Origin of the sequence: Rhodosalinus sp. K401 (assembly GCF_041365735.1) — a bacterium.
GTDB lineage: Bacteria > Pseudomonadota > Alphaproteobacteria > Rhodobacterales > Rhodobacteraceae > Rhodosalinus.
Window position 1 is genome coordinate 81,982 of sequence record NZ_JBGFSI010000004.1, and the last position, 24,680, is coordinate 106,661.

A 24,680-nucleotide genomic window follows, 5' to 3' on the forward strand; every position below is an offset into this window, starting at 1 on the left:
CCGCGCCCCGCGCCGAAGGCTCTGTGCGATGCCGCAGGGCGGGTGCGCACCCTCCGCGCTTTCATGCCGGCGCAGGATGGCTATCTCTGGCTGAACGAGGAAAGGAAAGCGGCATGGGCCTTCTTGTCGACGGCGAATGGCACGACCGGTGGTACGACACCAGCAAGACGGGGGGCGCCTTCGTGCGCTCCGATTCGAAATTCAGGAACTGGGTCACGCCCGATGGGGCGCCGGGCCCCTCCGGCGAAGGCGGCTTTTCCGCCGAGAGCGGGCGCTACCATCTCTATGTCAGCCTCGCCTGCCCATGGGCGCACCGGACGCTGATCTTCCGCAAGCTGAAGGGGCTGGAAGACCACATCGGCGTCTCGGTGGTCCATCCCGACATGCTGTCGGACGGCTGGACCTTCGACACGGGCTTTCCCGGCGCGACCGGCGACCGGCTTTACGGCCTGCCCTACGCCCGTGACCTTTACGTGAAGGCGAAGCCGGATGTCAGCGGCCGCGTCACCGTGCCGATCCTGTGGGATCGGCAGAGCGAGACGATCGTGTCGAACGAATCGGCCGAGATCATCCGCATGTTCAATTCCGCCTTCGACGGGATTACCGGGAATGCCGACGATTACTGGCCTGAGGACCTGCGCGAGGCCATCGAGCCCGTGAACGCGCGCATCTATGACACCGTGAACAACGGGGTCTACAAATCCGGCTTCGCGACGACGCAGGACGCCTACGAGGCGGCGGTGCATCCCCTCTTCGAAACGCTCGACTGGATCGAGGACCGCCTCGGCGGCAGCCGTTACCTGATGGGCGCGCGTGTCACCGAGGCCGACTGGCGGCTCTTCACCACGCTGATCCGCTTCGATTCGGTGTATCACGGGCACTTCAAGTGCAACCGGCGCCGGATCGTGGACTACCCCAATCTCTGGGGCTACACGCGTGAACTCTACCAGTGGCCGGGCGTGGCCGAGACGGTGAACCTCGAGCACATCATGCGCCACTACCACTACAGCCACGAGACCATCAATCCGCACCGCATCGTGCCCATCGGGCCCGTTCTCGACCTCGAGGCGCCGCACGGGCGCGGCTGACGGGCCGGGGTTCAGGGCGGCGGGGATGGCGGGGTGGAGCCGTAATGCTCCACCATCGCCGCAAGGTCCTCGGGCGGGGTCGCACTCTGGATATACGCGCAGGCGTTCGAGCAAAGTCCGAAGATGGAGCCGTCGGAGAAGAAGCGCGTGTTGGTAACGAAGATCACCTTGGCGTCCGGGACACGGTAGCTGGCGAAGTCGGCCACGGCGAAGGCGCTGCCCTGGTCGAGCACGAGGTCCAGCACGATCACCTGCCAGTCCGCCTGCTGAAGAAGGGCGATCGCGTCGTCCTCGGCCGCCGCGCGCCCGACCTCCGCGCCCTGGCGGTGCAGGTGGCGTTGCCAGAGTTCGCCCAGATCGGGGTTACTCTCCACGATCAGAACGCGCATGCGAGCCCCCGTTACAACGCCGGGCCCGCGCCTCGCGCCGCCCGCAAACGCCCCTCCCCTCCTTACCTTAAGTCAAACGCGACGCGCCGGGTGGAATTTCGGACGCTTCCCGGCCCGACCGGCAAGATTCGGCCGGCAGGAGTGGCGCGGGCCAGCCTTGCTCCCCCGGCTGCGCCTGCTAGCCTGCCCCCGTGGAAACCAGTTTAGGGTATCATCATGCGCGGCGCGGCGATCCTTTGGGCCTTGCTGATCTTCCTTCACACCGCCGGGGCCGCGACGGCGCAATCCGCGCCCTGCGGCGGCCCGTTCCCGGACTTCGTGGACGGCCTGAAGCGCGAGGCTGAGCGCCGCGGCCTCGATCCCGCCACCGTGGAGCGGTTCTTCGCGAATGTCCGCCAGGATCCGGACGTGATCCGCGCCGACCGACGGCAGGGCGTCTTCCAACTGCCCTTCGTGGAGTTCTCGCGCCGCCTCATCAGCCAGAACCGGATAGAGAACGGACGCCGCAACGCCCAGCGCCATGCCGCGGTCTTCGACAGGATCGAACGCGAGATCGGGGTGCCGCGCGGCATCCTGCTGTCCTTCTGGGCGTTCGAGACCGATTACGGCGCGGTGCAGGGCGATTACAACACGCGCGACGCGCTGGTGACGCTGTCGCACGACTGTCGCCGGCCGGGGCTTTTCCGGCCGCAGGTCTTCGCGGCGATCGAACTCTACGCGCAGGGCGACCTCGATCCCGACGGCACGACGGGCGCTTGGGCGGGCGAGATCGGCATGGTGCAGATGCTGCCGCGGGACATCCTGGAACATGGGACGGACGGCGACGGCGATGGCCGCGTCTCTCTCAAGACCTCGCCGCCCGACGCGCTCCTTTCCGGGGCGAAGATGCTCGAAAGCCTGGGCTGGCGCGCGAACGAGCCCTGGCTGCAGGAGATCACGGTGCCTCGGGGCTTCGACTGGGCGCTTTCGGGGCTGGAGGGCACGCGGCCGGTTTCGGAGTGGGCGGCGCTCGGCGTGCGCGGGCGCAACGCTCCGCTCGGCCCCGGCGCGCTTCAGGCGTCGGTGATCGCGCCGCAGGGCCGGCTCGGGCCGATATTCCTCGCCTATCCGAATTTCAATGTGCTTTTCGAGTGGAACCAGAGCTTCGTCTACGTGACGACCGCCGCCTATTTCGCCACCCGGCTCGAGGGCGCGCCGGTCTATGACGCGGGCACGCCGGAACCCGGTCTTTCCGGCGATCGGATGAAGGCGCTTCAGCGCAAGCTCGCCGGGATGGGCCACGACGTGGGCGGGGTGGACGGCATCCTCGGGGCGAAGACGCGGATCGCCGTGCGCGAGGTGCAGGCGCGCCTCGGGCTTCCCGCCGATGGCTGGCCGACGCCCGCGCTGCTGGATCGTCTGTGAGGCGGATTGCAGTCAGCGCGGCGCCCACCTATCTCTGCGGCGTGCCCGTCGGGGCGCATCCCTTCCAGAGGCCGCATGGGCGAGCTTGAGCTTCCCCGGGATCCCGATCCGATCACAATCCGCGAGATCCTCGCGCGGCTCGAGGTGCTCTCGCAGCGTGAGCGCGTGTCGCTGGGCGACATCCTGGAATCCTTCGGCCAGGCGAGTTTTGTTCCGGCGCTGATGCTGCCGGCGCTTCTGGTCTTTTCGCCACTGTCGGGGATTCCGCTCTTCTCGTCGATCTGCGGACTGACGATCGCCGTCGTCTCGGCCCAGATGCTCGTGCGGCGCCGGTATGTCTGGCTGCCGCGAGGGCTGCGCAAGCGCGCGGTGGCCGGCGGCCGCCTGCGTGCCGCGCTTACGCGCATCGCGCGCATCGGGCAATGGATCGACCGGAACACCGGCACCCGGCTGCGGCTGCTGACGGTACAGCCCATGGCAAGCCTGTTCACGCTGATCTGTCTCTGCGCCGGGCTTGCCATGCCGTTCCTGGAGCTTGTGCCGTTTTCCTCCTCCGTCCTCGGCCTGTCGGTGGTCCTGATCTCGGCGGCGTTCCTGACGCGCGACGGGCTTTTCGCGCTCGCCGGGCTCGGCGTCTTCGCCATCGCGCCGATGATCCCGCTGGCGCTGTGGATCGGGCTCGTCTGAGCCTCAGATCCACTTCGCCATCGGCGGCAGGCTCATGAGCACCGCGTTGGCGTCGTGCCCCGTGGCCAGACCGAACTTGGTGCCCCGGTCATAGACGAGGTTGTATTCCGCGTAGAGCCCGCGATGGACAAGCTGCGCCTCCTTGTCCTCATCGCTCCACGGCATGACGCGGCGGCGCTCGACCAGCGGCACGAAGGCCGGCAGGAAGGCGCGACCGATGTCCTGCGTCAGCGCGAAATCGGCCTCCCAGTCGCCGGAGTTGCGGTCGTCCATGAAGATTCCGCCTACGCCGCGCGCACGGTTCCGGTGGGGGATGTAGAAATACTCGTCCGCCCAGGCCTTCAGCTCATCGTAAAGGTCCTCGCCGTGCGGCGCGAGATGCGCCTGCTGCGTGGCGTGGAAGTGCCGGGTATCCTCCGCGTACTCGATGCAGGGATTGAGGTCCGACCCGCCGCCGAACCACCAGGCGCCCGGCGTCCAGAACATCCGCGTGTTCATGTGCACCGCCGGAACATGCGGGTTCTGCATGTGGGCCACAAGGCTGATCCCGGACGCCCAGAAACGCGGATCGCTGTCCATGCCCGGCACGCCCCGGGCCGCCATCGCCTTCTGTGCGGCCGGCCCCAGGGTGCCGTAGACGGTGGATACGTTGACACCGACCTTCTCGAAGACGCGACCGCCCCGCATGACGCTCATCAGGCCCCCGCCCGCGTCCGAGCCATCCTCCGAGGAGCGCCGCGTCTCGGTCACCTCGAAGCGCGCGGGCGCGGCGTCGGAGAGCGGCCCGGTGTCGTGGCTTGCCTCGAGCCCCTCGAACGCGGCGACGATCTCGTCGCGCAGGTCACGGAACCAGGCGCTCGCGCGGCCCTTCTCGCTTTCCATCATGGCGGTCATTCCCGGCCCTCTTCCCCGTGTCGCCGCAAAGACGTAGCAGCGCCCGCGCGGCTTGGCCAGAACCGGGATGCCGCCCTGATCGCCGCTCGCGCGCCCGGGCGTTGCGCGGACCGCCGTGCCGGCCTATCGTTCCGAAATGCGGTTCGTGCTGATCTTCCTCGTCGCGCTCGTGACGCTTTCGGCCTGCACGCAGCGAGACATCTGCATCTCGCAGGCGACGCGCGATCTTCGCGTGCTCGATGGGCTGATCGCCGAGACGCGCGCGACGCTCCGCCGCGGCTACGCGGTCGAGGAGCGTGTGATCGAAACCACGCGCACACGCGGATGCCGCCTGGCCGACGGCACGGTCGGCGTATGCACCGTCGAGGTGCCGACGACGGTGCGGACCCCGGTCGCCGTTGATCTCGACGCGGAGCGGCGCAAGCTCGACTCGATGCTGGCACGGCGCGAGGGGCTTGTCCGGGAAACCGAGGCGGCGGTGCGCGCCTGCCAGGCCGCCTACCCAGAGGGCTAGGCGGCTTCGGCGCTAGTGAAGGTGTCGCGCCGAAGGCGCGCCAGTTGGATCAAACCAGGCCGAAGGCGCGCCAGTTGGATCAAATCAGGCCGAAGGCGCATCAGCCCGGGCAACGCCCCCTTGACGGGATCCGATCGGGGCGGCCCGGCGGGGGCCTCGTCAATGCGCCGGGGCCGCCACCGGGTCGAGCAGCGTGCGCCCGCCATCCACCGTCATGATCTGCCCGGTCACGAAGCCCGCCCCCTCGGAGGCCAGGAACTGCACGGCTTCGGCAAGCTCGCCCGGTGCGGCGATCCGGGACAGGGGCGTGTGGTCCTCGATGTCCTCGCGATATTCCGCGTTCTGCTGCAAGGCGCCCTTCAGGCTCGCCGACATGACAGAGCCGAAGGCGACCGCGTTCACCCGGATGCGGTATGGCGCGAGCGCCACGGCAAGCGACCGGGTCAGCTGGTCCAGCGCCGCGCTCGATACCGAGTAGGCCATGAGGTCGGGATGCGTGCGGCGTGCTGCGATCGAGGACAGGTTCACGATGCTGCCCACCTGCCCGCTCTCCTGGCCCTCCGCCTGCTTGATCATGCGCCGCGCCACGCACTGGCTGAGGCGAAGGCTTGTCATCAGGTTCTGGTTGAGGAGTTTCTCGACCGACGTGTCCTCGGGGTCCAGCGGGTCGGAGGCCATCATCTGCCGCGAGCCGTTCACCAGGATGTCCACCCGGTCGAAGCTGTCGAGCGTGGCCGACAGCAGGTTGGCGATGGCCAGGCGCTCTCGCAGATCACCCGCGAAGTATCGGACGTTGCCGTCCTCCGCCGTCCCGCCCAGCTCGTGGGCGAGACGCGCCTCGTCGATGTCGGCGAACATCACGTTCGCGCCGCGGTCGGCGAAATGCCGCCCGATCGCAAGACCGATGCCGTTGGCGGCGCCAGTGACGATGGCGGTCTTGCCTTCGATGGAAAAGGACATGGGGAAGGCTCCTGGGGGGGATCAGCGGAGGCGGCGCGGACGCGCGGCCTCAAGGATCTTGAAACGCGCGTCGCCGCCGGTCTCGGCCGTCTGCGCGAAACACTCCGTCAGCGCGGTCTCATAGGGCAAGTGGCGATTGGCGACAAGCCAGAGCCGTCCGGAGGGCGCGAGGCAGGCCGCGGCGGCGGCGATGAAGGCACGCCCGAGCGAGGGGTCGGCGGCGCGACCCCCGTGGAAGGGCGGGTTCATCACGATGCCGCCAAGGGGCGCTTCGGGACGCCAGCGGGTGGCGTCGGCCCAGTGAAAGCGCGCTCGGGGATCGCGGATGTTCTCTCGCGCGCAGGTCAGTGCCAGATGGTCCGCTTCGACGAGGTCGATCGCCTCCACCCCGTCGCGGCTCAGCGCCGCGGCGGCGAGCCAGCCCCACCCCGCCCCGAGATCGGCGAGATGCGCGGGCAGGCGCGCGGGCAGCGCCCGTGCGAGCAGCACCGAGCCCGGGTCCGGCCCATCGGCGGAAAAGACCCCCGGCGCGGTGACGAAGCCGCCTTCCACCTGCTCTCTCGGCGGTGCCCGCCAGTCCGAAAGCGCCCCCGTCGCGGAAAACCAGTAAAGCTTGCCGTGCGCCTTGTTGATCGGCCCGGCCACGGCCACCCGCGCCCTGAGCGCGCGAAGCAGCGCATCGGCACCGTCGGTCTTCTGGCCGTCGACGACCACCAGGCCGCCGCGCGCCACCAGCGATTCGGCGCGTGCCAGTGCGTCGCGCCCCTCCGAGCGCGCGCGCGGCAGGACCACGATCGCCGCGGCGTAACGCCCCTCGGCCTCCTCGGGCGGCTCTGGCGCCGTGTTCCAGCCCCCCACGGCAAAGGCGTCGTGGTCGGGCCGGAAGCGCTGGATCACATCCACACGGTCCCGGTCCAGCGCCGAGAGATCCATGCCGGCACGCGGACCCAGCACGACGATCCGCCCCTCGGAGGGCAGCTCCAGTCCGCCGCCAAGGGCCAGGCTCAGGCGCGATCCGCCCATCCCGGGCGGCCTATTCCTTTTCCATGGTGCACTGCAGCGGGTGCTGATGCCGGCGGGCGAAGTCCATGACCTGCGCCACCTTCGTCTCGGCGATCTCGTGGCTGAAGACGCCCACCACGGCGACGCCCTTCTTGTGAACCGTGAGCATGATCTCGAAGGCCTGGGCGTGGCTCATGCCGAAGAAGCGTTCGAGCACGTGCACGACGAATTCCATCGGCGTGTAGTCGTCATTCAGCAGCAGGACCTTGTAGAGCGGCGGGCGTTTCGTCTTGGGCTTGGCCTCGACGACGACGTCCGAGCCCGTGCCACCCCCGTCGGGGCGGTCGGACTGCAGCGTCCATGTCCGGGCGGGCGTGTTCATCGTGTCGCTTCGCGTCATCGTTTCCGACCCGGTTATATAAGTGACCGGGGCGCACTGAAAAGGGGGCGTCCGGTCGGCAGCATCATGGTTTCCGGCCGGAAGGGTCCCCGCCGTTGCAGGGCATGTCCGGCGCCGCGCCCGGTTCATGCCAGGCCCGGGGCCTCGTGCTTCGCGTCTGTCTGCATGACGGTGCCGGGAAAACGGCCGCGACATGCGGGGCGATTGGTCGCGGTCGCCGCTTCGACCCGCCATGCGATGGACCGGGGGAGAGGTATTGCGCCCTCGCAACGCGCAGGCCCCACATCTTGGGACGCCCTGCGTCCCTCAAGGCCGAAAAATCGTTCCTATGTCGCGCTTTATTCGCCGTTCTTCCTGTGGTAACTTTCCATCACAACAATTGCCAGCCGGAAACCGGCGGCGCGAGCAGACGAGGCGGGACAGCGATGGCGCGGGTACGCAGGCAACCGGCCCGGTGGGGCCTGTATTTCATTGCGTTCGTATGGTTGGTCGTGGTGGTGCCACTCAGCGCCGCCGCGGCGCCCTATGCGGCGATGGTGATGGACGCGCGCACCGGCGAAGTGCTGCACTCGCGCAACGCGGACACCCGCCTGCATCCTGCCTCTCTGACCAAGATGATGACGCTTTACGTCGTGTTCGAAGCGGTGGAAAACGGCGAGATCGGTCTCGACGATCTGGTGACGATCTCGCGCAAGGCCGCCGCAGAGCCGCCCTCGAAGCTCGGCCTGCGCGCCGGCCAGAAGATCAAGCTGCGCTACCTGATCCGCGCGGCCGCCGTGAAATCCGGCAACGACACGGCGACGGCGCTGGCCGAGGCGATCTCGGGCTCCGAGGCCGCCTTCGCGCGGCGCATGAACCGCACGGCCAAGGCCATCGGGATGACGCGCACCACCTTCAAGAACGCCCATGGCCTCACCCAGGAGGGGCATCTTTCCACCGCGCGGGACATGACGATCCTGGGCCGGCAGCTCTTCTACGACTACCCCGAGTACTACAATCTCTTCTCCCGCCGTTCGACCCATGCGGGCGTCAAGACCGTGCCCAACACGAACCGCCGCCTGCTCGACGCCTACAGGGGCGCCGACGGGATCAAGACCGGCTACACGCGCGCCGCGGGCTTCAACCTCGTGGCCTCCGCCGAGCGGGGCGGTGAGCGCATCATCGCGACGGTCTTCGGCGGCCACTCCACAGCATGGCGCAACCAGCGCGTGGCCGAACTGCTCGACATGGGGTTCGCCCGGGCGCCGACGCGGGTCGCGGTCCACCGGCCCGCGCGCCCGCCCTATCTCGGCAATACCGGCCCCGGCGGCGCCAGCGGCACGGAAATCCGCGTCAGCGGGCTCGTCGCGCGCTCGGTGCGGCCGATGGCGCGGCCGCGGCCGGCCGAAACCGTCCCGGTGGCGGTCGCCAGCGCGCAGGTGATCGACAGCGCCGTGGCCGAAGTGCTGGATGCCTCGGTAAGCGACGTGCTCGCCACGGTGGTCGGCGACCCGGACGAGCAAGTCGCCGAGATCGTGGCCGAGACCGTCAGGGCAGAGCCCGCCCAACCCGTCGGCGCGGCGGCGTCCACGGCAGGCGTCGCGCCGAAGGCGAGCGTCCCGCCGGAGACGCGTCCCGAGACGTTGCAACTTGCCAGCGCCGCCGCGAACGAGCGCGCGGCGGAGACCGCGGAAGACCGCGTCGTCACGCGGCTTTCCACGTCGGGCGGGCGGCAATGGGGCGTCAACCTCGGCCGGTATCCGACGCGCACGAGCGCCGAGAAGGTTCTGCTCACCACCGCGCTCGCGGAGATGTCCACACTCGACGGGGCGCTGCGGAAGGTCGTGCAGCGCAACGGCGGTTTCGAGGCCAACTTCCACGGGCTGACGCGCGACGGGGCGGACCGCGCCTGCCGGCGCCTCCAGGCGCGCGGCACCACCTGCTTCATGGTCGGCCCGCCCAGCTGACGCGCGGCGCGCGTGGCTCAGGGTTTGGGGTGGTCGTCGTATTCGTCCGACAGGATGCGCCGCGCGTCGCCCTCCGGATCGTCGTACTGGCGCGACCGCACCGTGTAGACGAAGAAGGCGAGGCCCACGGCCCCCAGGAACACCGAGATCGGGATGAGGTAGGCGAGGATGTTCATGAGCGTCCCCTCAGCCGCAATGCGTTCAGCGACACCGTAATCGACGAGGCGGACATCGCCAAGGCGGCGACCAGCGGCGTCGCCCAGCCGATCACCGCGATCGGCACCGCGATCACGTTGTAGATCGTCGCCAGGCTGAAGTTTTCATGGATCCGCTTCGTGGCGGACCGCGCCACCGCGATCGCGTCCGCCACCGGCTCCAGGTTGCCGCCAAGAAGCACGATGTCGGAGGCGACGCGCGCGGCGTCGAGCGCCGAGGCCGGCGAGATCGAGGCATGCGCCGCGGCAAGCGCGGCCGTGTCGTTGAGCCCGTCGCCGATCATGAGCACCCGCGCGCCCTCGGCCGAAAGCGCCTCGACCCGCGCGGCCTTGTCTTCGGGCCGCATTCCCGCAGCCCACTCCGCGATCCCCAGCCGGTCGGCCAGGTCGCGCACCGGCGCGGCAGAATCGCCCGAGAAGAGCAGGATCCGCATCCCGTCCGCACGCAGCGCGTCGACGGCGGCCTCCGCCCCCTCGCGCAGCCGGTCGGTGAAGGTGAACGCCACCGGATCGCGCCCCTCGATCGACAGCCAGGCTGCGGTCGTCACGCCGGTCTCGGCCCCGACCCAGTCGGCCCGGCCCAGCCGGACCCGACGGCCCTGCCAGCGCGCCTCGGTGCCGTGGCCGGGCACCTCGGCCAACGCCTCGATACCCGGGGCGGGCTTCACCCCCGCCGCCCGCGCCGCTTCCGCCAGCGCGCGCGAGAGCGGATGCGCGGAGCCTTCGGCGAGCGCAAGCGCGAGTCCGAGGTCCTGGCCTTCATGCGCGTCGAGATTCGTGAGCACCGGCGTGCCCGCGGTCAGCGTCCCCGTCTTGTCGAGAACAACGGTGTCCACCTGCGCCAGACGCTCGAGCGCGGTGGCGTTCTTGATCAGAAGCCCCTTGCGGAAAAGGCGCCCGGAGGCCGCGGTGGTCACCGCCGGCACGGCGAGGCCCAGCGCGCAGGGGCATGTGATGATCAGCACTGCCGCCGCGATGTTGAGCGAGATGCGCAGATCACCCGACCACAGCAACCAGCCCGCGAAGGAAAGCGCGGCAAGGATGTGAACGCCGGGCGCGTAAAGCTTGGCCGCCTTGTCGGCGAGCGAGGTGTAGCGCGACCGGCCCGATTCGGCGACGGCGACGAGTTCGGCCATGCGGTGAAGCGAGCTTTCCTCGCCCACGGCGGTGGCGCGCACGGTAAGCGGGCCGGTCAGGTTCACCTCGCCCGCGCTGACCGCCATGCCGGGCTGGGCGCGGACGGGCAGCGTCTCTCCGGTGAGGAGCGAGCGGTCGAGTTCCGAGGCGCCCTCCACGATCTCGCCGTCCACCGGCATGCGCCCGCCGGGCCGCACCAGCACCAGGTCGCCGGCGGCAAGCTCGGCGATGGCGACCTGCTCGGTCCCGCCGTCGTCGCGGACGCGCAGCGCGCGCGGCACCTCGAGCGCGGCAAGCTCCTCGGCAGCCGAGCGTGCCACGGCCCGCGTGCGGTGGTCGAGGAACCGGCCGGCCAGCAGAAAGAAGGTGAGCGCGATGGCCGCGTCGAAATAGGCATGTTCGCCCGAAAGCGAGGTCTCCCACAGGGACGTCACCACCGCGAGGAGGATGGCGAGCGAGATCGGCACGTCCATGTTGAGCCGTCCCGCCGACAACGCCGCCCAGGCGTTGCGGAAGAAGGGCTGGGCCGAGAAGGCGATGGCCGGAAGCGCGATCGCCGCCGAGACCCAGTGGAAGAGGTCGCGCGTCACGCCTTCCGCGCCGGACCAGACGGCGATGGACAGCAGCATCACGTTCATGGAGGCGAAGCCCGCCACCGCGAGGCGCATCATCAGGTCGCGGCCCGCGCGGTCGGTTTCCGTCGCCGAAAGGGTGCCGGCATCGAGCTCGTGCGCCTCGTAGCCGAGCCGGTCGAGCACCCCGGTGAGGTCCTCGGCGGTGACGTCCGGATCGGCCTCCACGGAGGCGCGTTTCAGCGTCAGGTTCACCCGGGCGGAATGCACCCCCGGATGTGCCGAAAGTCCCTTCTCGACGGTCGTGATGCAGCCCGCGCAGTGGATCGTCGGCAGCGACAGCGCGATCCGCGCGTTCTTCTGGGGTGCGCGCGCGGCGAGGTCTTCCGCCGCGGGCGCGGCGCTGCATGCGGGACAGGCCGAGGGGCGGGCCGCGGTGTTCACCTGGTCAGCCCCGCACGTAGATCTCGATGCGCTGCTCGAACGGCGTGCCGTCGAGCGCCTGCGCCCGCATGCGCAGGTTCCAGACGCCGCTCGCGAGCGAGGTCCGCGCCACGTAGTCGCGCCCGTCGAAGCTGAACTCCGGCGTGAAGTCGTCCCGCACATGCGTGGCCCGGCCCACGGTCGTCTCCAGCTGGCCGAGTTGCACCGGCCGGCCCTCCGCATCGCGCACCGACAGCACCAGCGTCTCGTCCTCGAAGGCGGCCGAGACGTCCCAGCCGAGCGCCTCCTGCGCCTCGCGGCGGGCGTCGAAGTTCTGCGACGCGACGTAGGAGTTCTTCACCTCGAGGCCCGGGAAAGTCGAGACCGCGTTCCAGGCCAGCGCCAGGTTGACGCCGATGATGATGGTGAAGGCGCCGACGAAGATGGCCAGCGCATGCCGCCCGGTGAATTCGCGTTCAGGTTTCAATCCGAGGCCCTCCCGAAGAAGATCGTGTCGTTATGCGCACGCTCCGCGTTGGTGAGATCCTCGACCCAGAATCGGAAGTCGGTGCGCTCCGCGGTGGCCGGCTCCGATCCCGGCGGCGCGACGACGTAGACGCGCTGCAGGAAGGTGGTGTCGGCGGGCACCTCGACGGTCTCGTAGGGCGTGCCCTCCAGCTGGATGCGCAGCTGCGGGTGGCCCGTGAGCGAGACGCGGAAGGGGCGATCCTCTCCATGCTTGTTCAGAAGCCGCACGTCGTAGGTGTTGCGGACCGATCCGTCCGACAGCGTGACGTAGGTCGGGTTGCGCACCGGCGCCACGGTCATCTCGATGTCGGGGCGAACGAAGAGCGCGAAGACGAGGCCGAGGCCCACCATCGCCCAGAGCGTCGTGTAGAGGACCACGCGGGGGCGAAGAACGTGCTTCCACACCGGGCGCGGCGCCATCCCCTCGCGCTCTCGCCGCTCGTCCGAGAGCGCGATGTAGTCGATCAGGCCGCGCGGTTTGCCGATCTTCTCCATGACGTCGTCGCAGGCGTCGATGCACAGCGCACAGGTGATGCATTCGAGCTGCTGGCCCTCGCGGATGTCGATGCCCATCGGACAGACGTTGACGCAGGCCATGCAGTCGATGCAGTCGCCGGCCTCCTGCTCCTGGTCCTCGCTCCGGGTGCCGGTGGGCGCTTCGGGCGTGGGCGTGGGCGCGTATTTCACCGCGCCTTCGCCGGACGCCTGGGCCTGCTCTTCGGCGGCCTGTGCCTCCTTGACCGAAACGCGGCGCACGTTGTGCTTGCCGCGCGGCTCGCCCCTCCAGGCGCGATAGGCGACGGTCAGCGTTTCCTCGTCCATCATCGCGGCCTGGATGCGGGGCCAGGGGCAGGCATAGATGCAGATCTGCTCGCGCGCGAAGCCCCCGAAGAGGAACGTCGTGCCGGTCAGGATCGCGATGGTGATGTAGGCCGCGGGATGCGCGTCGAGCGTGAAGAGGTTGCCCAGAAGGGTCGGCGCATCCGCGAAATAGAAGACCCACGCCCCGCCCGTGGCCACCGCGATGAGAAGCCACGTCACCCATTTCGTCAGCCGCAGACGGGCCTTGCGGAAATCCAGCTTCTTCTGCCTGTGCAGGCGCAGCCGGGCGTTGCGGTCGCCCTCGATCCAGCGCTCCACGGTCAGGAAGAGATCGGTCCAGACCGTCTGGGGGCAGGTGTAGCCGCACCAGACGCGCCCGAGCGCGGAGGTGAAGAGGAAGAGCCCCAGCCCCGCCATGATCAGCAGACCGGCGACGAAATAGAACTCGTGCGGCCAGATCTCGATCCAGAAGAAGAAGAACCGGCGGTTCGCGAGATCGATCAGAACCGCCTGGTCGGGCAGGTTCGGGCCACGGTCCCAGCGGATCCAGGGCGTGATGTAGTAGATGCCCAGCGTCACCGCCATGATGATCCATTTGAGGTTGCGGAACCGGCCCGAGACGCGGCGCGGGAAGATCGGCTCGCGCGCGGCGTAAAGGACGGGGGGCTCTTGGTCGGTGGAACTCACGGAATGTCTCCAGCGGTCTGGGAATGCGTCACGGTCTTGTCTCAGGGCGGGGCCGCGCGAGCTTTGACCTGCATCAAATCCTGTATCTGTGATCCACCTATTCGCGTTGCGCTGCGGCCTCGTGCCGCAGTCGTGTCGGGCACCAGGTCACGCGACACGCGGCGCAAGCGCCGCCTTGGGCATGCTGCGGTCCGTGCCGCGCAGGCCGGCCGGTGACGAGCGGCGTGCCGAGGTCGCGCAAGCATGACGCCCTTTCAGACCGCCGTGGCCGAACCCGGGTCCAAGAGGAACTTTCGACATCGGGACGATAGGGGGCAAAGGCCGACGCGGGCGGCACTGCGGCGCGTCAGCAGGCGCGCCGATCACGATCTACCGCAGTCATTGCCGGAAAATCGCGCCGGCATCCCGGGAAACGCGCGAACAGGACGGGATGCCGGCGCTGGGCCCGGGGGGCAGGGATGCCCCCGGGTGTTCTCTACCGCGTCACTCGGGGCTATCCTCGCCGCCGCCCAGCTGGTGGACGTAAAGCGACACGGCGCGGATCTCGTGCTCGTCGAGGCGCGATTGCCACGGCGGCATGACGCCGAAGCGCGAGTAGGTCACGGTCTCGTGGATCGTCTCGTAATCCCCACCATAGAGCCAGATCGCGTCGTTGAGCGCCGGCGCGCCCTGCCACTTGTCGCCATTGCCTTCGGCGCCGTGGCAGGCCGAGCAGTTGATGTCGTAGACCTCGGCGCCGGCTTCGGTGGCCGCGGCGTCCTGCGGCGTCTGGCCGGACATCTGCATGACGTAGTTGGTGACCTGGTGGATCTCGTCCTCCGACAGGATCTCTCCGAAGACCGGCATCTGCGACCAGCGGGCGTTCGGGTCGTCCTCGTTGCGGATGCCGTGCGCGATCGTGGTGTGGATGTCCTCGATCGTGCCGCCCCAGAGCCACGCATCATCGAGCAGGTTGGGATAGCCCGCGGCCTGCACGCCCGCCGCGCCCGAGCCATGGCACTGCGCGCACCAGGTCTGGAACACCGACGCGCCGGCCTGCACCGCGTATTGGCGCAGCTCGGGGTCGTCGCCGATCTCGGTGAGCGGCGCGCTGACGAGCCGTTCGTTGATGCCCGCGTTCGCCGCCTCGGCCTCGGCAAGCTCCTTGGCCACTTCCGCCCGGCTCGAATAGCCCAGAAGGCCCGGCGTCGCCTTGTTGATCCCGGGCCAGGCCGGGTAGGCGATCGTGTAGCCGATGGCCCACACGATCGTCGCATAGAAGATCCAGAGCCACCAGCGGGGCAGCGGGTTGTTGTATTCCTCGATCCCGTCCCATTCGTGCCCTGTGGTTTCCGGCTCGTGCTTCTTCTGTCTGGGCGACTTGCTCATTTCCGCGCCTCCTCGTTCTCGGCGGGTTCGTCGTCATCGCGGCCGGCGTCCGGCGCTGGCGCGTCCTCGTAGCGGAAGGGAATCGTCTTGCTGTCCTCCAGCGCCTTCTTGCGGCTGGGCAGGAACACCCAGATCACAACGGCGATGAAGAACACGAACATCGCCAAGAGACCCCAGCTGTCCGCGAAGCCCCGCAATGCGGAGTAGGTCTCCATCGCGTCCTCCTAGCGGCTTTCGTCGGGCGTGAAGGTGGAGAAGTCCACCAGCGTGCCCAGCATCTGCATGTAGGCGATCAGCGCGTCGGCCTCGGAGATGCCGGGCTGGCCGTCGAAATTGCGCGTCTGCGCCTTCGGATAGCGCGCCAGCAGCCCCTCGTGATCGGCATCCGGATCCGCCTGCGCGTTGAAGTCGGCGCGCGCGTTCTCGATCATCTCGTCGGTGTAGGGAACGCCCAGGAACCGGTGGGTGCCCAGCAGGTCCTCGATATACTGGGCGTCGATCAGCGTGCGCTCCAGGTGATCGTATTTGGGCATCACCGATTCCGGCACCACCGACTGCGGGTCGCGCAGGTGGTCCACGTGCCAGTCGTCCGAGTAGCGCCCGCCCACGCGGGCGAGGTCGGGCCCCGTCCGCTTGGAGCCCCACTGGAAGGGGCGGTCGTACATCGACTCGGCAGCGAGGCTGTAGTGGCCGTAACGCTCCACCTCGTCGCGCATGGGCCGGATCATCTGGCTGTGGCAGACGTAGCAGCCCTCGCGGACATAGATGTCGCGGCCGGTAAGCTCGAGCGGCGAGTACGGCCGCATCCCCTCCACCTCCTCGATCGTGTTGTCGAGGTAGAAGAGCGGCACGATCTGCACGAGCCCCCCGACCGTCACGACCAGGAACGAGAAGATCAGCAGCAGAGTCGCGTTGGTCTCGAGGATCTTGTGCTTGTCGAGAATTGCCATGCCTCGGCCCTCCTTATTCGGCCGGGACGGCCGCCGGGGTGCCCGCGGCCTCTTTGGCCGGGGACCGCCGGACGGTCATCCAGAGATTGTAGCACATGATGATCGCGCCGGAGAGGTAGAGCACCCCGCCCAGAGCCCGGACCACGTACATCGGGAACTTGGCGGCCACGGTGTCGGCGAAGCTGTTCACGAGGAAGCCGTTCGCGTCCACCTCGCGCCACATCAGGCCCTCCATGATGCCGGTGACCCACATCGACGCGGCGTAGAGCACGATGCCGATGGTCGCGAGCCAGAAGTGCCAGGACACGAGGCTCAGCGAGTAGAGCCGCTCGCGGTTCCAGAGCCGCGGCACGAGGAAGTAGAGCGCGCCGAAGGTGATCATGCCGTTCCAGCCGAGCGCGCCCGAGTGCACGTGGCCGATCGTCCAGTCGGTGTAGTGCGACAGCGAGTTCACGGCCTTGATGGACATCATCGGCCCCTCGAAGGTGGACATGCCGTAGAAGCCGACCGAGATCACCATCATCCGGATCACCGGGTCCGTGCGCAGCTTGTCCCAGGCCCCCGAAAGGGTCATCAGGCCGTTGATCATGCCGCCCCAGCTGGGCATCCAGAGCACGATCGAGAATACCATGCCCAGCGTCGAGGCCCAGTCGGGCAGCGCGGTGTAGTGCAGGTGGTGCGGACCGGCCCAGATGTAGATGAAGATCAGCGCCCAGAAGTGGATGATGCTGAGCTTGTAGGAGAAGACGGGCCGCTCCGCCTGCTTCGGGATGAAGTAGTACATCATGCCGAGGAAGCCGGCGGTGAGGAAGAAGCCCACCGCGTTGTGGCCGTACCACCACTGCGTCATCGCGTCCTGCACACCCGAGAAGGCGGAGACGGACTTCGAGCCGAAGATCGAGACCGGCACCGACAGGTTGTTGAAGACGTGCAGCATCGCGACGGTGACGATGAAGCTGAGGTAGAACCAGTTGGCGACGTAGATGTGCGGCTCTTTCCGCTTCACGATCGTGCCGAGGAACACAGCGAGATAGACCACCCAGACGATCGTCAGCCACCAGTCGGTGTACCACTCGGGCTCGGCGTATTCGCGCGACTGCGTGGCGCCGAGAAGGTAGCCGGTCGCGGCCAGAACGATGAAGAGCTGGTATCCCCAGAAGACGAACCAGGCCAGATCACCGCCCCAGAGCCGTGCCGCGCTCGTGCGCTGGACCACGTAGAACGAGGTCGCGATCAACGCGTTGCCGCCGAAGGCGAAGATCACCGCCGAGGTGTGCAGCGGGCGCAGGCGGCCGAAGTTGGCGTAGCCTTCCGCCCAGTCGAAATTGAGACCCGGATAGGCGAGCTGGAAGGCGATGAAGGTGCCCACCAGGAAGCCCACGATCCCCCAGAACGCCGTTGCGATCACGCCCGCGCGGACGACGCCGTCCATGTATTGCCCCGACAGGTCGGGCTTTACGGTGTCCTCCTCCGTGTTCCGCAAGACCCACAGGAAAAGGCCGCCCGAGACCAGCATGATCAGGATGGCATGGACCAGATAGGCCGCGTCGCGCGCGAAATTGGCCGCGATCATCGCGAAGAGCGTGATCAGGCCGAGCACGATCAGCTTCAGATAATTCGCCATAAGGTGTCGTCCCTTCGGTCGTTCTGCCCGCACGGGTCATGCTCCGCGGGGGCGGGTGTCTGTGTCAGCTTTCATGTACAGGCGCGGCCCCGCGCGCCTTGATCTGCATCAATGCGTTGGGCCGGCAAGGTTGACGCGCATCAAGGTCGCACGCCGTCTGGCACCCTACGGTCCACGAACGAAGTCTATCTGGAGGACGAGATGAGCTACAAGACACTGATGACCGTCGTCACCGACACCGGCGTTTCAAAACCGCCGCTCGAGGCGAGCGTGGCGCTGGCGCAGGCTTGGGACGCGCATCTCGAGGCGATGTGCATGGGCGTCGACAGAACACAGACCGGCTACTACTACGCCGGCGCCAACGCGATGATCCTGCAGGAGACGATCGCCCGCGCCCAGCGCGACGCAGAGGCGGCGGGGCAGCACGTGCGCGACACGCTCGGCAAGAGCGACGTGCGCTGGAACGTGGAGACGGGTGTCGCCCAGCTTGCGGACATCGGCCGCCAGGTGGCGATGCACGCGCGCTTTTCCGACCTGGTGATCCTGCCCAAACCCTATGGCGAGAACCGTGGCGCGGAGTTGGAGCCGGTGATCGAAGGCGCCCTGTTCGACGGCCATGTGCCTGTCCTCGTCGTGCCGGAGGACGGGCTTGCCAAGACGCGGCCCGAGCGAATCCTGCTGGGCTGGGACGAGGGCGACGAGGCGCTTTCGGCAGCGCGCGCCGCGCTGCCGTTCCTGTCCGCGGCCGACACCGTGCATATCGTCGTCGTCGATCCGCCGGCGCACGGGCCGAACCGGTCCGATCCGGGCGGCCTTTTGTCGCAGTTCCTCGCCCGTCACGGCGTGAAGGTCGAGATCGACGTGCTGTCGAAGACGATGCCGCAAATCTCGGACGTGCTGATGCGCCACGCGCTCGACATCGACGCGGACATGATCGTGATGGGCGCCTACGGGCACTCGCGCTTCCGCGAGGCCATTCTGGGCGGCGCGACGCGCAACATGCTGGAGAATTCTCCGCTGCCGCTCTTCATGGCGCACTGAACCGTGCGGGGCGCCGGCCGCGTTTTGCGGCCGGCGGGGCCCGACCCGGTCAGACCAGCATGCCGCCGTCGCTGTCGTCGCCCGCCTCTTCCATCAGGCGCCCGAAATCAGGCACCGTGACGTGGCGCTTGCCCTGAAGCTCGATGACGCCGTCGCGCCTGAGCGCCGACATCTGCCGGCTCACGGTCTCGAGCGTCAGGCCGAGATAGTCGGCCATCGCCTCGCGCGTCAGCGGAAGATCGAAGACGAGGGGCCCTTGCGTGCCCCGAAGTTGCAGGGTCGCGTCGCGCCGCGCGATGATCGACAGGAGCGACGCGATCTTTTCGCGCGCCGTCTTGCGGCCCAGCACCAGCATCCATTCCCGCGCGGCGTCGAGTTCGTCCAGCGTCATCTCCAGAAGCCGCTGCGCGATGTGGGGCGTGCGCTCCATCATCTGTTCGAAGGGCTTCTTGCGGAAACAGCACATCACCATGTCGGTGGTGGCCACGACGTCGTAGGCCGCGCCCTCGCGGCCGGGGCGTCCGACGAAATCGCTGGGCAGCAAGAGGCCGACCATCTGGGTGCGGCCGTCTTCCATGGTTTGCGTGAGCGTGGCGATGCCGGAGACGACCGAACCGACGAAATCCATGCGGTCGCCCGACCAGATCACCGTCTGCCCCGCCTCGAAGCTGCGGTAGTATTTCATCTCTTCGAGGCGATCGAGCTCGTCGGTGTCGCAGCGCGCGCAGACAGCGCGGTGGCGGATGGGGCAATCCGAGCATGCCTGCGAGATCGGTTTCATGGTGTCGTTGAGCATGTGATCGGTCGCTCTCGCTGGTTGATCTGAGTCAAGGTTCCCACATCCCTCAGTGTCTAATTCTAGTGACATGGACAGCCGAACACAACTTGCAAAGCTGGGACTCTTCGACGCGAAGGTGCCCCGCTACACCAGCTACCCCACAGCGCCCCATTTCGGTGGCGGCGTCGATCCGCAACGCTTCGCGGACTGGATCGGTGCGATTCCCGAAGGCAGCGCCATTTCGCTCTACGTGCATGTGCCGTTCTGTCGCAGACTTTGCTGGTTCTGCGCGTGCCGGACGCAGGGCACCCAGAGCGAAAAGCCCGTCGCGGCCTATCTCGAAACGCTGAAGACCGAACTGGCGCTGCTTCGCGACACCCTGCCGGGCGGGGTCCGCCTCGCGCGGCTTCACTGGGGCGGCGGCACGCCCACGCTGCTGTCCGCGCCGATGATGGAGGAACTGGCCGCCGCCATCGCCAAGGTCGCGCCCTTCGCCGAGGACTACGAGTTTTCCGTCGAGATCGACCCGAACGAGATCGACGGCCCCCGGCTCGACGCGCTCGCCGCGGCGGGCATGAACCGCGCCTCCATCGGGGTGCAGGATTTCGACCCGCATATCCAGAGCACGATCGGCCGCATCCAGAGCTTCGACGCGACCCGCAACGCGGTGGACGCGATTCGCGCCCGTGGCGTCGCGAGCCTGAACGCCGACATTCTCTACGGCCTGCCCCACCAGAGCCGCGCGCGGATCACCGAAAGCGTGCAGAAGCTCCTGTCGCTCTCTCCGGACCGGGTGGCGCTTTACGGCTACGCCCATGTGCCCTGGATGGCCAAGCGCCAGCAGATGATTCCCTCCGACGCGCTGCCGACGCCACAGGAACGCCTCGATCTCTTCGACACGGCGCGGGAGCTTTTCGCCTGGGACGGTTACGACGAGATCGGCATCGACCATTTCGCCCGGCCCGAGGACGGCCTCGCCGTCGCGGCGCGGCAGGGGCGGCTTCGCCGGAACTTCCAGGGCTACACCGACGACACCGCCGAGGTGCTAATCGGCGTCGGCGCCTCGTCCATCTCGCGCTTTCCGCAGGGCTATGCGCAGAACGCGCCGGCCACCTCTGCGCACACCACCGCCATCCGCGAGGGGCGCTTCTCGACCTCGCGCGGTCACGTCTTCAGCGACGAGGACAAGCTGCGCAGCCGGATGATCGAGGCGCTGATGTGCGACTTCCGCATCGACGCGGCAGAGATCGCCGACAGCTTCGGCGTGTCGCGTCGGCGGCTTTCGGCCATGTTCGCAGAGGCGCAGGCGGCCTTCGGGGGGCTGCTCAGGGTCACGCCCGACGGGCTTTCGATCCCGCCCGAGGCGCGACCGCTGACCCGCATGGTGGCGCGCGCCTTCGACGCCTACGAACTCGACAAGGCCGGCCACTCCTCTGCCATCTGACGCGGGCGGGCTCTGGACAGGGGCGCGGCCGTCGGGCGCTATGGGTTCATGCGTGTCGCCAGCTTCAACATGCAGAACCTGCGCCTGCGCGACGGGCGCCTCGATGGCGCACGCGACGGCGACCGCCCCGAGGACGCGACGGCGACGGCCGCGCGGCTCGACCCGGCCGACCGGAGCCTAGGGGCGAAGCTGATCGCGCGGGCCGACGCGGATGTCGTCGCCCTGCAGGAAGTCTTCGACCGTGCCTCGCTCGATCATTTCCATGACCGGTTCCTCGCGCGCGCCGGAGACGGCCGGTATCCTTGGCGGGTGTGCCTGCCGGGCAATGACGGGCGCGGCCAGGACGTGGCGCTGATGAGCCGGCGGCCCCTCGAGGACGTGGCGGGCCACGCCAGCCTGCGCCCCGCCGACCTCGGCCTCGAGGCGCCGCGCGGCGTCGATCCCGACCACCCGATCTTCCGCCGCGATTGCCTGCGCGCGCGCGCCGGCCCGCTCACGCTCTTCGTCTGTCACTTCAAGGCGCCCTACCCCAGCGCGCGGCGCGCCTGGGCGATCCGCCGCCTCGAGGCCGAGGCGGTGCGCCGACTGATCGAGGCGTGCTTTCCGGATCCGGTCGCGGCGCTCTGGCTGGTTCTGGGCGATCTGAACGAACCGGCTGACGGGACCGGCGCGCCGGCCATCGCGCCGCTGCTGCCACCCTTCTCGGTGGACCTTCTCCAGCGGCTGCCCGCGGGCCGGCGCTGGTCCTGGCACGACGCCGAGACCGGCGGGTACGGCCGGCCCGACGCGCTGCTCGCCTCGCCCGCCCTTGCCGGCCGCTTCCCGCAGGCATGCCCCGAGATCCTGCGCGCGGGGCTCGGGCACGAGGCCACCCGGCACGCGGGACCGCGGCTCGAGGGGACGGGCTGGCATCGCCCGCATGCGAGCGATCACGCGGCGCTGGCGGTGACGTTTCCGGGTCTCTAGCGCAGCGCCTCGGCCGGCGCGGGGGCGCGGCCCGCGACGCTGCCGCCCGTGGGGTTGAGCGCCGCCTCGAGCAGCGCGCGCGTGTAGGCGTGGCGCGGCGTCTCGAAGATCTCTTCCGAGGGGCCGTATTCGACGATATCGCCTTCCTTCATCACCACGACGCGGTGCGACATCGCCCGCACAACCCGCAGGTCATGCGAGATGAAGAGGTAGGCGAGGCCGTACCGCTCCTGCAACTGGCGCAGCAGGTTCACGATCTGCACCTGCACGGTCATGTCGAGCGCCGAGGTCGGCTCGTCGAGGACCAGAAGCTTCGGGCGCAGGATCATCGCCCGCGCGATGGCGATGCGCTGGCGCTGGCCGCCCGAGAACTCGTGCGGATACCGGTCCATCGTCGCGGGGTCGAGCCCCACCTCGGACATGACCTCGGCCACGAGTTCGCGCTGCGGGCGCTTGTCGCGGGTTCCATGCACGCCCAACCCTTCCGCGATGATCTGCTCGCAGCTCATGCGCGGCGAAAGGGAGCCGAAGGGATCCTGGAAGACGATCTGCATGTCCCGGCGCAGGCGCCGAAGCTTGCGCACGGACCACGCGTTCACGTCCTCGCCGGCGAAGGTGATCTCTCCCTCGGAGCCGATGAGGCGCATCATCGCCATCGCGAGCGTGGTCTTTCCGGACCCCGATTCGCCCACGACACCCAGCGTCTCGCCCCGCCGCACCGTGATGGTGGCGTCGTTCACCGCTTTCACATGGCCCACCGTGCGCCGCAAGAGCCCGCGCTGGACGGGAAACCAGACCTTCAGCCGGTCGGTGCGCACCACCTCCTCGGCGTCTTCGGGCACGGGGTCGGGCATCCCCTCCGGCTCTGCGGCCAGGAGTTTCCGGGTGTAGGGATGTTCGGGGCGGGAGAAGATCGCGGCGGTCGGCCCGCTCTCGACGATCTCGCCGTCCTTCATGACGCAGACGCGGTCCGCGATGCGCCGCACGATGCCGAGATCGTGGGTGATGAACAGAAGCCCCATCCCCTCGTCGGCCTTCAGCTCGGCCAGAAGCTCCAGGATCTGGGCCTGGATCGTGACGTCGAGCGCGGTCGTTGGCTCGTCGGCGATCAGGATGTCGGGCTTGTTGGCGAGCGCCATGGCGATCATCACGCGCTGGCGCTGCCCCCCCGAGAGCTGGTGCGGATAGTCCTTGAGCCGGCTTTCGGGATCGCGGATGCCGACCCGGTCCAGGAGCTCCACAATGCGCGCGCGCGCCGCGTCCCCCACGAGCCCCTGGTGCAGCGCGAGGCTTTCGCGGATCTGCCGTTCCAGCGTGTGAAGCGGGTTGAGCGATGTCATAGGCTCCTGGAAGATGAAGCTCAGGTCGTTGCCGCGCACGCGGCGCAACGCCGCCTCGGGGGCGCCGATCATCTCCTCGCCCTTGTAGCGCACGCTGCCCGAAACCTCGGCCGACGGGCCGAGCAGCGACACCGTCGAAAGCGCCGAGACCGATTTGCCCGAGCCGGATTCGCCCACCAGCGCCACCGTCTCGCCCTTGTCGACGGCGAAGGAGACGCCGCGCACCGCCTCGATGCGCCGCCCGTCCTGACGGAACGCCACGCTCAGCTTCTCGACTTCGAGGACCCGGCTCACTGAAAGGTCTTTCGCGGGTCGAAGGCGTCGCGCACGCCCTCGAAGATGAACACCAGCAACGAGAGCATGATCGCGAAGGTGAAGAACGCCGTGAAGGCCAGCCAGGGCGCCTGAAGGTTGCGCTTGGCCTGAAGCGTCAGCTCGCCCAGCGACGGCGCCGAGGACGGCAGGCCGAAGCCCAGGAAATCAAGGCCGGCGAGCGTGGCGATGGTGCCGGTGACGATGAAGGGCAGCATGGTGAGCGTCGCCACCATGGCGTTGGGCAGCATGTGGCGGAACATGATCGTCCAGTTCGACACGCCGAGCGCCCGCGCCGCGCGGACATATTCGAGGTTGCGCGCGCGCAGGAACTCCGCGCGCACCACGCCCACCAGCGCCGTCCATCCGAAAAGCACCGTGAGCAGCACGAGCAGCCAGAAACTTCGCCCGAGGATCGCGAAGAGGATGATGATGATGTAAAGCGCCGGCGTCGCCTGCCAGATCTCGATGATGCGCTGGAAGATGAGGTCCAGCCAGCCCCCGAAAAAGCCCTGGACGGCGCCGGCGACGATGCCCACCACGCTCGCGAGCGTGGTGACGATGATCGTGAAGAGGATCGAGAGCCGGAAGCCGTAGATGATGCGCGCCAGCACGTCGCGCTTCGTGTCGTCGGTGCCCAGAAGGTTCTGCTCGTTGGGCGGCAGCGGCGCCGCGCCCGGCCGGTCCACCACGGTGTCGTAGGCGTAGGGAATGGGCGGCCAGAGCAGCCAGCCCTTCTCGATCTCCTGCCCGCCCACGATCCCGTCCTCCGCGTCCTCGATCAGGCCCTCGGGATCGTCGAAACAGGCGTCGAGCCCGCCCGTGACGATCAGGCAGGACACCTCGGGATCACGGTAGATCGCCTCCGTCCGGAAATCGCCGCCGAATGCCGTCTCCGGGTAGAAGGTGAAGACGGGCGTGTGAAGCTCGCCCCGGTAGCTCACGAGGATCGGCTTGTCGTTGGCGATGAACTCCGCGAAGAGCGAGAGCCCGAACAGGATCGAGAAGATGATGAGCGACCAGTAGGCACGCTTGTTGCGCCGGAAGTTCCGCCAGCGCCGCTCGTTGAGCGGCGAAAGCCAGCGGCGCTTCTGCGGCGGAACGACCGGCGCGGGGGCCATGTGGCCCGGCATACGTTCCTTGTGGGGGACGGTCTCCTCGGTGGGCACCGGGGTTTCGTTGGGCGCGC

24 protein-coding genes are annotated in these 24,680 nt (G+C 68.6%); 8 read left to right on the top strand and 16 right to left on the bottom strand.

Annotated features, from left to right (window positions below; translation table 11 throughout):
* Nucleotides 1-113 precede the first annotated feature (113 nt).
* On the top strand, nucleotides 114-1,088 hold the full coding sequence (locus AB6A66_RS06300) for a glutathione S-transferase family protein (RefSeq protein ID WP_371055220.1): 975 nt from the start codon (nucleotides 114-116) through the stop codon (nucleotides 1,086-1,088).
* An 11-nt stretch (nucleotides 1,089-1,099) separates the two neighbouring features.
* Here the strand turns inward: AB6A66_RS06300 and AB6A66_RS06305 are convergent, their stop codons facing one another.
* Nucleotides 1,100-1,477, bottom strand: a complete 378-nt coding sequence (locus AB6A66_RS06305; RefSeq protein WP_371055221.1) for a response regulator transcription factor — start codon at nucleotides 1,475-1,477, stop codon at nucleotides 1,100-1,102.
* A gap of 216 nt (nucleotides 1,478-1,693) precedes the next feature.
* On the opposite strand from AB6A66_RS06305, the gene AB6A66_RS06310 reads away from it, so the two are divergent.
* Both AB6A66_RS06310 and AB6A66_RS06315 read left to right on the top strand, forming a co-directional pair.
* Nucleotides 1,694-2,881, top strand: coding sequence for a lytic murein transglycosylase (locus tag AB6A66_RS06310; RefSeq protein ID WP_371055222.1), 1,188 nt, complete (start codon nucleotides 1,694-1,696; stop codon nucleotides 2,879-2,881).
* A gap of 75 nt (nucleotides 2,882-2,956) precedes the next feature.
* Nucleotides 2,957-3,568 carry an exopolysaccharide biosynthesis protein gene (locus tag AB6A66_RS06315; RefSeq protein WP_371038189.1) on the top strand — a complete coding sequence of 204 codons (612 nt, stop codon included), beginning with the start codon at nucleotides 2,957-2,959 and terminating at the stop codon, nucleotides 3,566-3,568.
* 3 nt (nucleotides 3,569-3,571) lie between these two features.
* Here AB6A66_RS06315 and hemF read toward each other — a convergent pair whose 3' ends face one another.
* Nucleotides 3,572-4,453 (bottom strand): oxygen-dependent coproporphyrinogen oxidase, encoded by an 882-nt coding sequence (gene hemF / locus AB6A66_RS06320; protein WP_371038302.1) that lies wholly within the window; start codon nucleotides 4,451-4,453, stop codon nucleotides 3,572-3,574.
* Nucleotides 4,454-4,598: 145 nt separating this feature from the next.
* Here hemF and AB6A66_RS06325 point away from each other — a divergent pair, with 145 nt between their 5' ends.
* Nucleotides 4,599-4,976, top strand: coding sequence for a hypothetical protein (locus AB6A66_RS06325; RefSeq protein ID WP_371038188.1), 378 nt, complete (start codon nucleotides 4,599-4,601; stop codon nucleotides 4,974-4,976).
* Between the two features lie 159 nt (nucleotides 4,977-5,135).
* Here AB6A66_RS06325 and AB6A66_RS06330 read toward each other — a convergent pair whose 3' ends face one another.
* The 3 genes from AB6A66_RS06330 to clpS are packed head-to-tail and all read right to left on the bottom strand — an operon-like array spanning nucleotide 5,136 to nucleotide 7,320.
* Complete coding sequence (locus AB6A66_RS06330) at nucleotides 5,136-5,936, bottom strand: SDR family NAD(P)-dependent oxidoreductase (protein ID WP_371038187.1); 801 nt, start codon at nucleotides 5,934-5,936, stop codon at nucleotides 5,136-5,138.
* A 21-nt stretch (nucleotides 5,937-5,957) separates the two neighbouring features.
* A complete protein-coding gene (locus tag AB6A66_RS06335; protein WP_371055223.1) occupies nucleotides 5,958-6,959 on the bottom strand; it encodes a class I SAM-dependent methyltransferase in 1,002 nt (333 codons plus the stop codon).
* Between the two features lie 10 nt (nucleotides 6,960-6,969).
* Nucleotides 6,970-7,320, bottom strand: a complete 351-nt coding sequence (clpS, locus tag AB6A66_RS06340; protein WP_371038301.1) for an ATP-dependent Clp protease adapter ClpS — start codon at nucleotides 7,318-7,320, stop codon at nucleotides 6,970-6,972.
* Between the two features lie 443 nt (nucleotides 7,321-7,763).
* Here clpS and AB6A66_RS06345 point away from each other — a divergent pair, with 443 nt between their 5' ends.
* Nucleotides 7,764-9,284, top strand: a complete 1,521-nt coding sequence (locus AB6A66_RS06345) for a serine hydrolase (protein WP_371055224.1) — start codon at nucleotides 7,764-7,766, stop codon at nucleotides 9,282-9,284.
* Nucleotides 9,285-9,301: 17 nt separating this feature from the next.
* Here the strand turns inward: AB6A66_RS06345 and ccoS are convergent, their stop codons facing one another.
* The 8 genes from ccoS to ccoN form a co-directional block, all read right to left on the bottom strand.
* Nucleotides 9,302-9,460 carry a cbb3-type cytochrome oxidase assembly protein CcoS gene (gene ccoS, locus AB6A66_RS06350; protein ID WP_371038184.1) on the bottom strand — a complete coding sequence of 53 codons (159 nt, stop codon included), beginning with the start codon at nucleotides 9,458-9,460 and terminating at the stop codon, nucleotides 9,302-9,304.
* A complete protein-coding gene (locus AB6A66_RS06355) occupies nucleotides 9,457-11,652 on the bottom strand; it encodes a heavy metal translocating P-type ATPase (RefSeq protein ID WP_371055225.1) in 2,196 nt (731 codons plus the stop codon). The genes ccoS and AB6A66_RS06355 overlap by 4 nt, the downstream gene beginning before the upstream one ends.
* Before the next feature lie 4 nt (nucleotides 11,653-11,656).
* Nucleotides 11,657-12,118, bottom strand: a complete 462-nt coding sequence (locus AB6A66_RS06360) for a FixH family protein (protein ID WP_371055226.1) — start codon at nucleotides 12,116-12,118, stop codon at nucleotides 11,657-11,659.
* Nucleotides 12,115-13,668: a cytochrome c oxidase accessory protein CcoG gene (locus tag AB6A66_RS06365; protein WP_371055227.1), complete on the bottom strand. Its 1,554-nt coding sequence runs from the start codon at nucleotides 13,666-13,668 to the stop codon at nucleotides 12,115-12,117. The genes AB6A66_RS06360 and AB6A66_RS06365 overlap by 4 nt, the downstream gene beginning before the upstream one ends.
* 483 nt (nucleotides 13,669-14,151) lie before the next feature.
* Nucleotides 14,152-15,036 carry a cytochrome-c oxidase, cbb3-type subunit III gene (gene ccoP, locus AB6A66_RS06370; RefSeq protein WP_371038179.1) on the bottom strand — a complete coding sequence of 295 codons (885 nt, stop codon included), beginning with the start codon at nucleotides 15,034-15,036 and terminating at the stop codon, nucleotides 14,152-14,154.
* Nucleotides 15,033-15,251, bottom strand: a complete 219-nt coding sequence (locus AB6A66_RS06375) for a cbb3-type cytochrome c oxidase subunit 3 (protein WP_371055228.1) — start codon at nucleotides 15,249-15,251, stop codon at nucleotides 15,033-15,035. The genes ccoP and AB6A66_RS06375 overlap by 4 nt, the downstream gene beginning before the upstream one ends.
* Nucleotides 15,252-15,260: 9 nt before the next feature.
* The gene (gene ccoO / locus AB6A66_RS06380; RefSeq protein ID WP_371055229.1) at nucleotides 15,261-15,986 is read right to left on the bottom strand and encodes a cytochrome-c oxidase, cbb3-type subunit II; all 726 of its coding nucleotides are present in this window, start codon (nucleotides 15,984-15,986) and stop codon (nucleotides 15,261-15,263) included.
* A gap of 13 nt (nucleotides 15,987-15,999) precedes the next feature.
* On the bottom strand, nucleotides 16,000-17,610 hold the full coding sequence (gene ccoN / locus AB6A66_RS06385) for a cytochrome-c oxidase, cbb3-type subunit I (protein ID WP_371055230.1): 1,611 nt from the start codon (nucleotides 17,608-17,610) through the stop codon (nucleotides 16,000-16,002).
* A gap of 201 nt (nucleotides 17,611-17,811) precedes the next feature.
* Between ccoN and AB6A66_RS06390 the strand changes: the two genes are divergently transcribed.
* Nucleotides 17,812-18,651, top strand: a complete 840-nt coding sequence (locus AB6A66_RS06390; RefSeq protein WP_371055231.1) for a universal stress protein — start codon at nucleotides 17,812-17,814, stop codon at nucleotides 18,649-18,651.
* Between the two features lie 49 nt (nucleotides 18,652-18,700).
* Here AB6A66_RS06390 and fnrL read toward each other — a convergent pair whose 3' ends face one another.
* The gene (gene fnrL, locus AB6A66_RS06395; RefSeq protein WP_371038174.1) at nucleotides 18,701-19,447 is read right to left on the bottom strand and encodes a transcriptional regulator FnrL; all 747 of its coding nucleotides are present in this window, start codon (nucleotides 19,445-19,447) and stop codon (nucleotides 18,701-18,703) included.
* A gap of 70 nt (nucleotides 19,448-19,517) precedes the next feature.
* Here fnrL and hemN point away from each other — a divergent pair, with 70 nt between their 5' ends.
* Together hemN and AB6A66_RS06405 are read left to right on the top strand one after the other, a co-directional pair.
* Nucleotides 19,518-20,873, top strand: a complete 1,356-nt coding sequence (gene hemN, locus AB6A66_RS06400; RefSeq protein ID WP_371055232.1) for an oxygen-independent coproporphyrinogen III oxidase — start codon at nucleotides 19,518-19,520, stop codon at nucleotides 20,871-20,873.
* Between the two features lie 48 nt (nucleotides 20,874-20,921).
* A complete protein-coding gene (locus tag AB6A66_RS06405; protein ID WP_371055233.1) occupies nucleotides 20,922-21,839 on the top strand; it encodes an endonuclease/exonuclease/phosphatase family protein in 918 nt (305 codons plus the stop codon).
* Here AB6A66_RS06405 and AB6A66_RS06410 read toward each other — a convergent pair.
* On the bottom strand, nucleotides 21,836-23,473 hold the full coding sequence (locus AB6A66_RS06410; protein ID WP_371055234.1) for an ABC transporter ATP-binding protein: 1,638 nt from the start codon (nucleotides 23,471-23,473) through the stop codon (nucleotides 21,836-21,838). The genes AB6A66_RS06405 and AB6A66_RS06410 overlap by 4 nt on opposite strands.
* Nucleotides 23,470-24,624, bottom strand: coding sequence for an ABC transporter permease (locus AB6A66_RS06415; RefSeq protein ID WP_371038300.1), 1,155 nt, complete (start codon nucleotides 24,622-24,624; stop codon nucleotides 23,470-23,472). The genes AB6A66_RS06410 and AB6A66_RS06415 overlap by 4 nt, the downstream gene beginning before the upstream one ends.
* Nucleotides 24,625-24,680: the final 56 nt, after the last annotated feature.

Coding starts and splice junctions, on each gene's coding strand:
- AB6A66_RS06305 (WP_371055221.1), bottom strand. CDS start 1,477: ATGCGCGTTCTGATCGTGGAGAGTAACCCCGATCTGGGCGAACTCTGG.
- AB6A66_RS06330 (WP_371038187.1), bottom strand. CDS start 5,936: ATGTCCTTTTCCATCGAAGGCAAGACCGCCATCGTCACTGGCGCCGCC.
- AB6A66_RS06335 (WP_371055223.1), bottom strand. CDS start 6,959: ATGGGCGGATCGCGCCTGAGCCTGGCCCTTGGCGGCGGACTGGAGCTG.
- AB6A66_RS06415 (WP_371038300.1), bottom strand. CDS start 24,624: ATGCCGGGCCACATGGCCCCCGCGCCGGTCGTTCCGCCGCAGAAGCGC.
- fnrL (WP_371038174.1), bottom strand. CDS start 19,447: ATGCTCAACGACACCATGAAACCGATCTCGCAGGCATGCTCGGATTGC.
- AB6A66_RS06375 (WP_371055228.1), bottom strand. CDS start 15,251: ATGGAGACCTACTCCGCATTGCGGGGCTTCGCGGACAGCTGGGGTCTC.
- ccoO (WP_371055229.1), bottom strand. CDS start 15,986: ATGGCAATTCTCGACAAGCACAAGATCCTCGAGACCAACGCGACTCTG.
- hemF (WP_371038302.1), bottom strand. CDS start 4,453: ATGATGGAAAGCGAGAAGGGCCGCGCGAGCGCCTGGTTCCGTGACCTG.
- AB6A66_RS06390 (WP_371055231.1), top strand. CDS start 17,812: ATGAGCTACAAGACACTGATGACCGTCGTCACCGACACCGGCGTTTCA.
- AB6A66_RS06310 (WP_371055222.1), top strand. CDS start 1,694: ATGCGCGGCGCGGCGATCCTTTGGGCCTTGCTGATCTTCCTTCACACC.
- AB6A66_RS06325 (WP_371038188.1), top strand. CDS start 4,599: ATGCGGTTCGTGCTGATCTTCCTCGTCGCGCTCGTGACGCTTTCGGCC.
- AB6A66_RS06405 (WP_371055233.1), top strand. CDS start 20,922: ATGCGTGTCGCCAGCTTCAACATGCAGAACCTGCGCCTGCGCGACGGG.
- ccoS (WP_371038184.1), bottom strand. CDS start 9,460: ATGAACATCCTCGCCTACCTCATCCCGATCTCGGTGTTCCTGGGGGCC.
- AB6A66_RS06345 (WP_371055224.1), top strand. CDS start 7,764: ATGGCGCGGGTACGCAGGCAACCGGCCCGGTGGGGCCTGTATTTCATT.
- ccoP (WP_371038179.1), bottom strand. CDS start 15,036: ATGAGCAAGTCGCCCAGACAGAAGAAGCACGAGCCGGAAACCACAGGG.
- AB6A66_RS06315 (WP_371038189.1), top strand. CDS start 2,957: ATGGGCGAGCTTGAGCTTCCCCGGGATCCCGATCCGATCACAATCCGC.
- AB6A66_RS06300 (WP_371055220.1), top strand. CDS start 114: ATGGGCCTTCTTGTCGACGGCGAATGGCACGACCGGTGGTACGACACC.
- hemN (WP_371055232.1), top strand. CDS start 19,518: ATGGACAGCCGAACACAACTTGCAAAGCTGGGACTCTTCGACGCGAAG.
- ccoN (WP_371055230.1), bottom strand. CDS start 17,610: ATGGCGAATTATCTGAAGCTGATCGTGCTCGGCCTGATCACGCTCTTC.
- clpS (WP_371038301.1), bottom strand. CDS start 7,320: ATGAACACGCCCGCCCGGACATGGACGCTGCAGTCCGACCGCCCCGAC.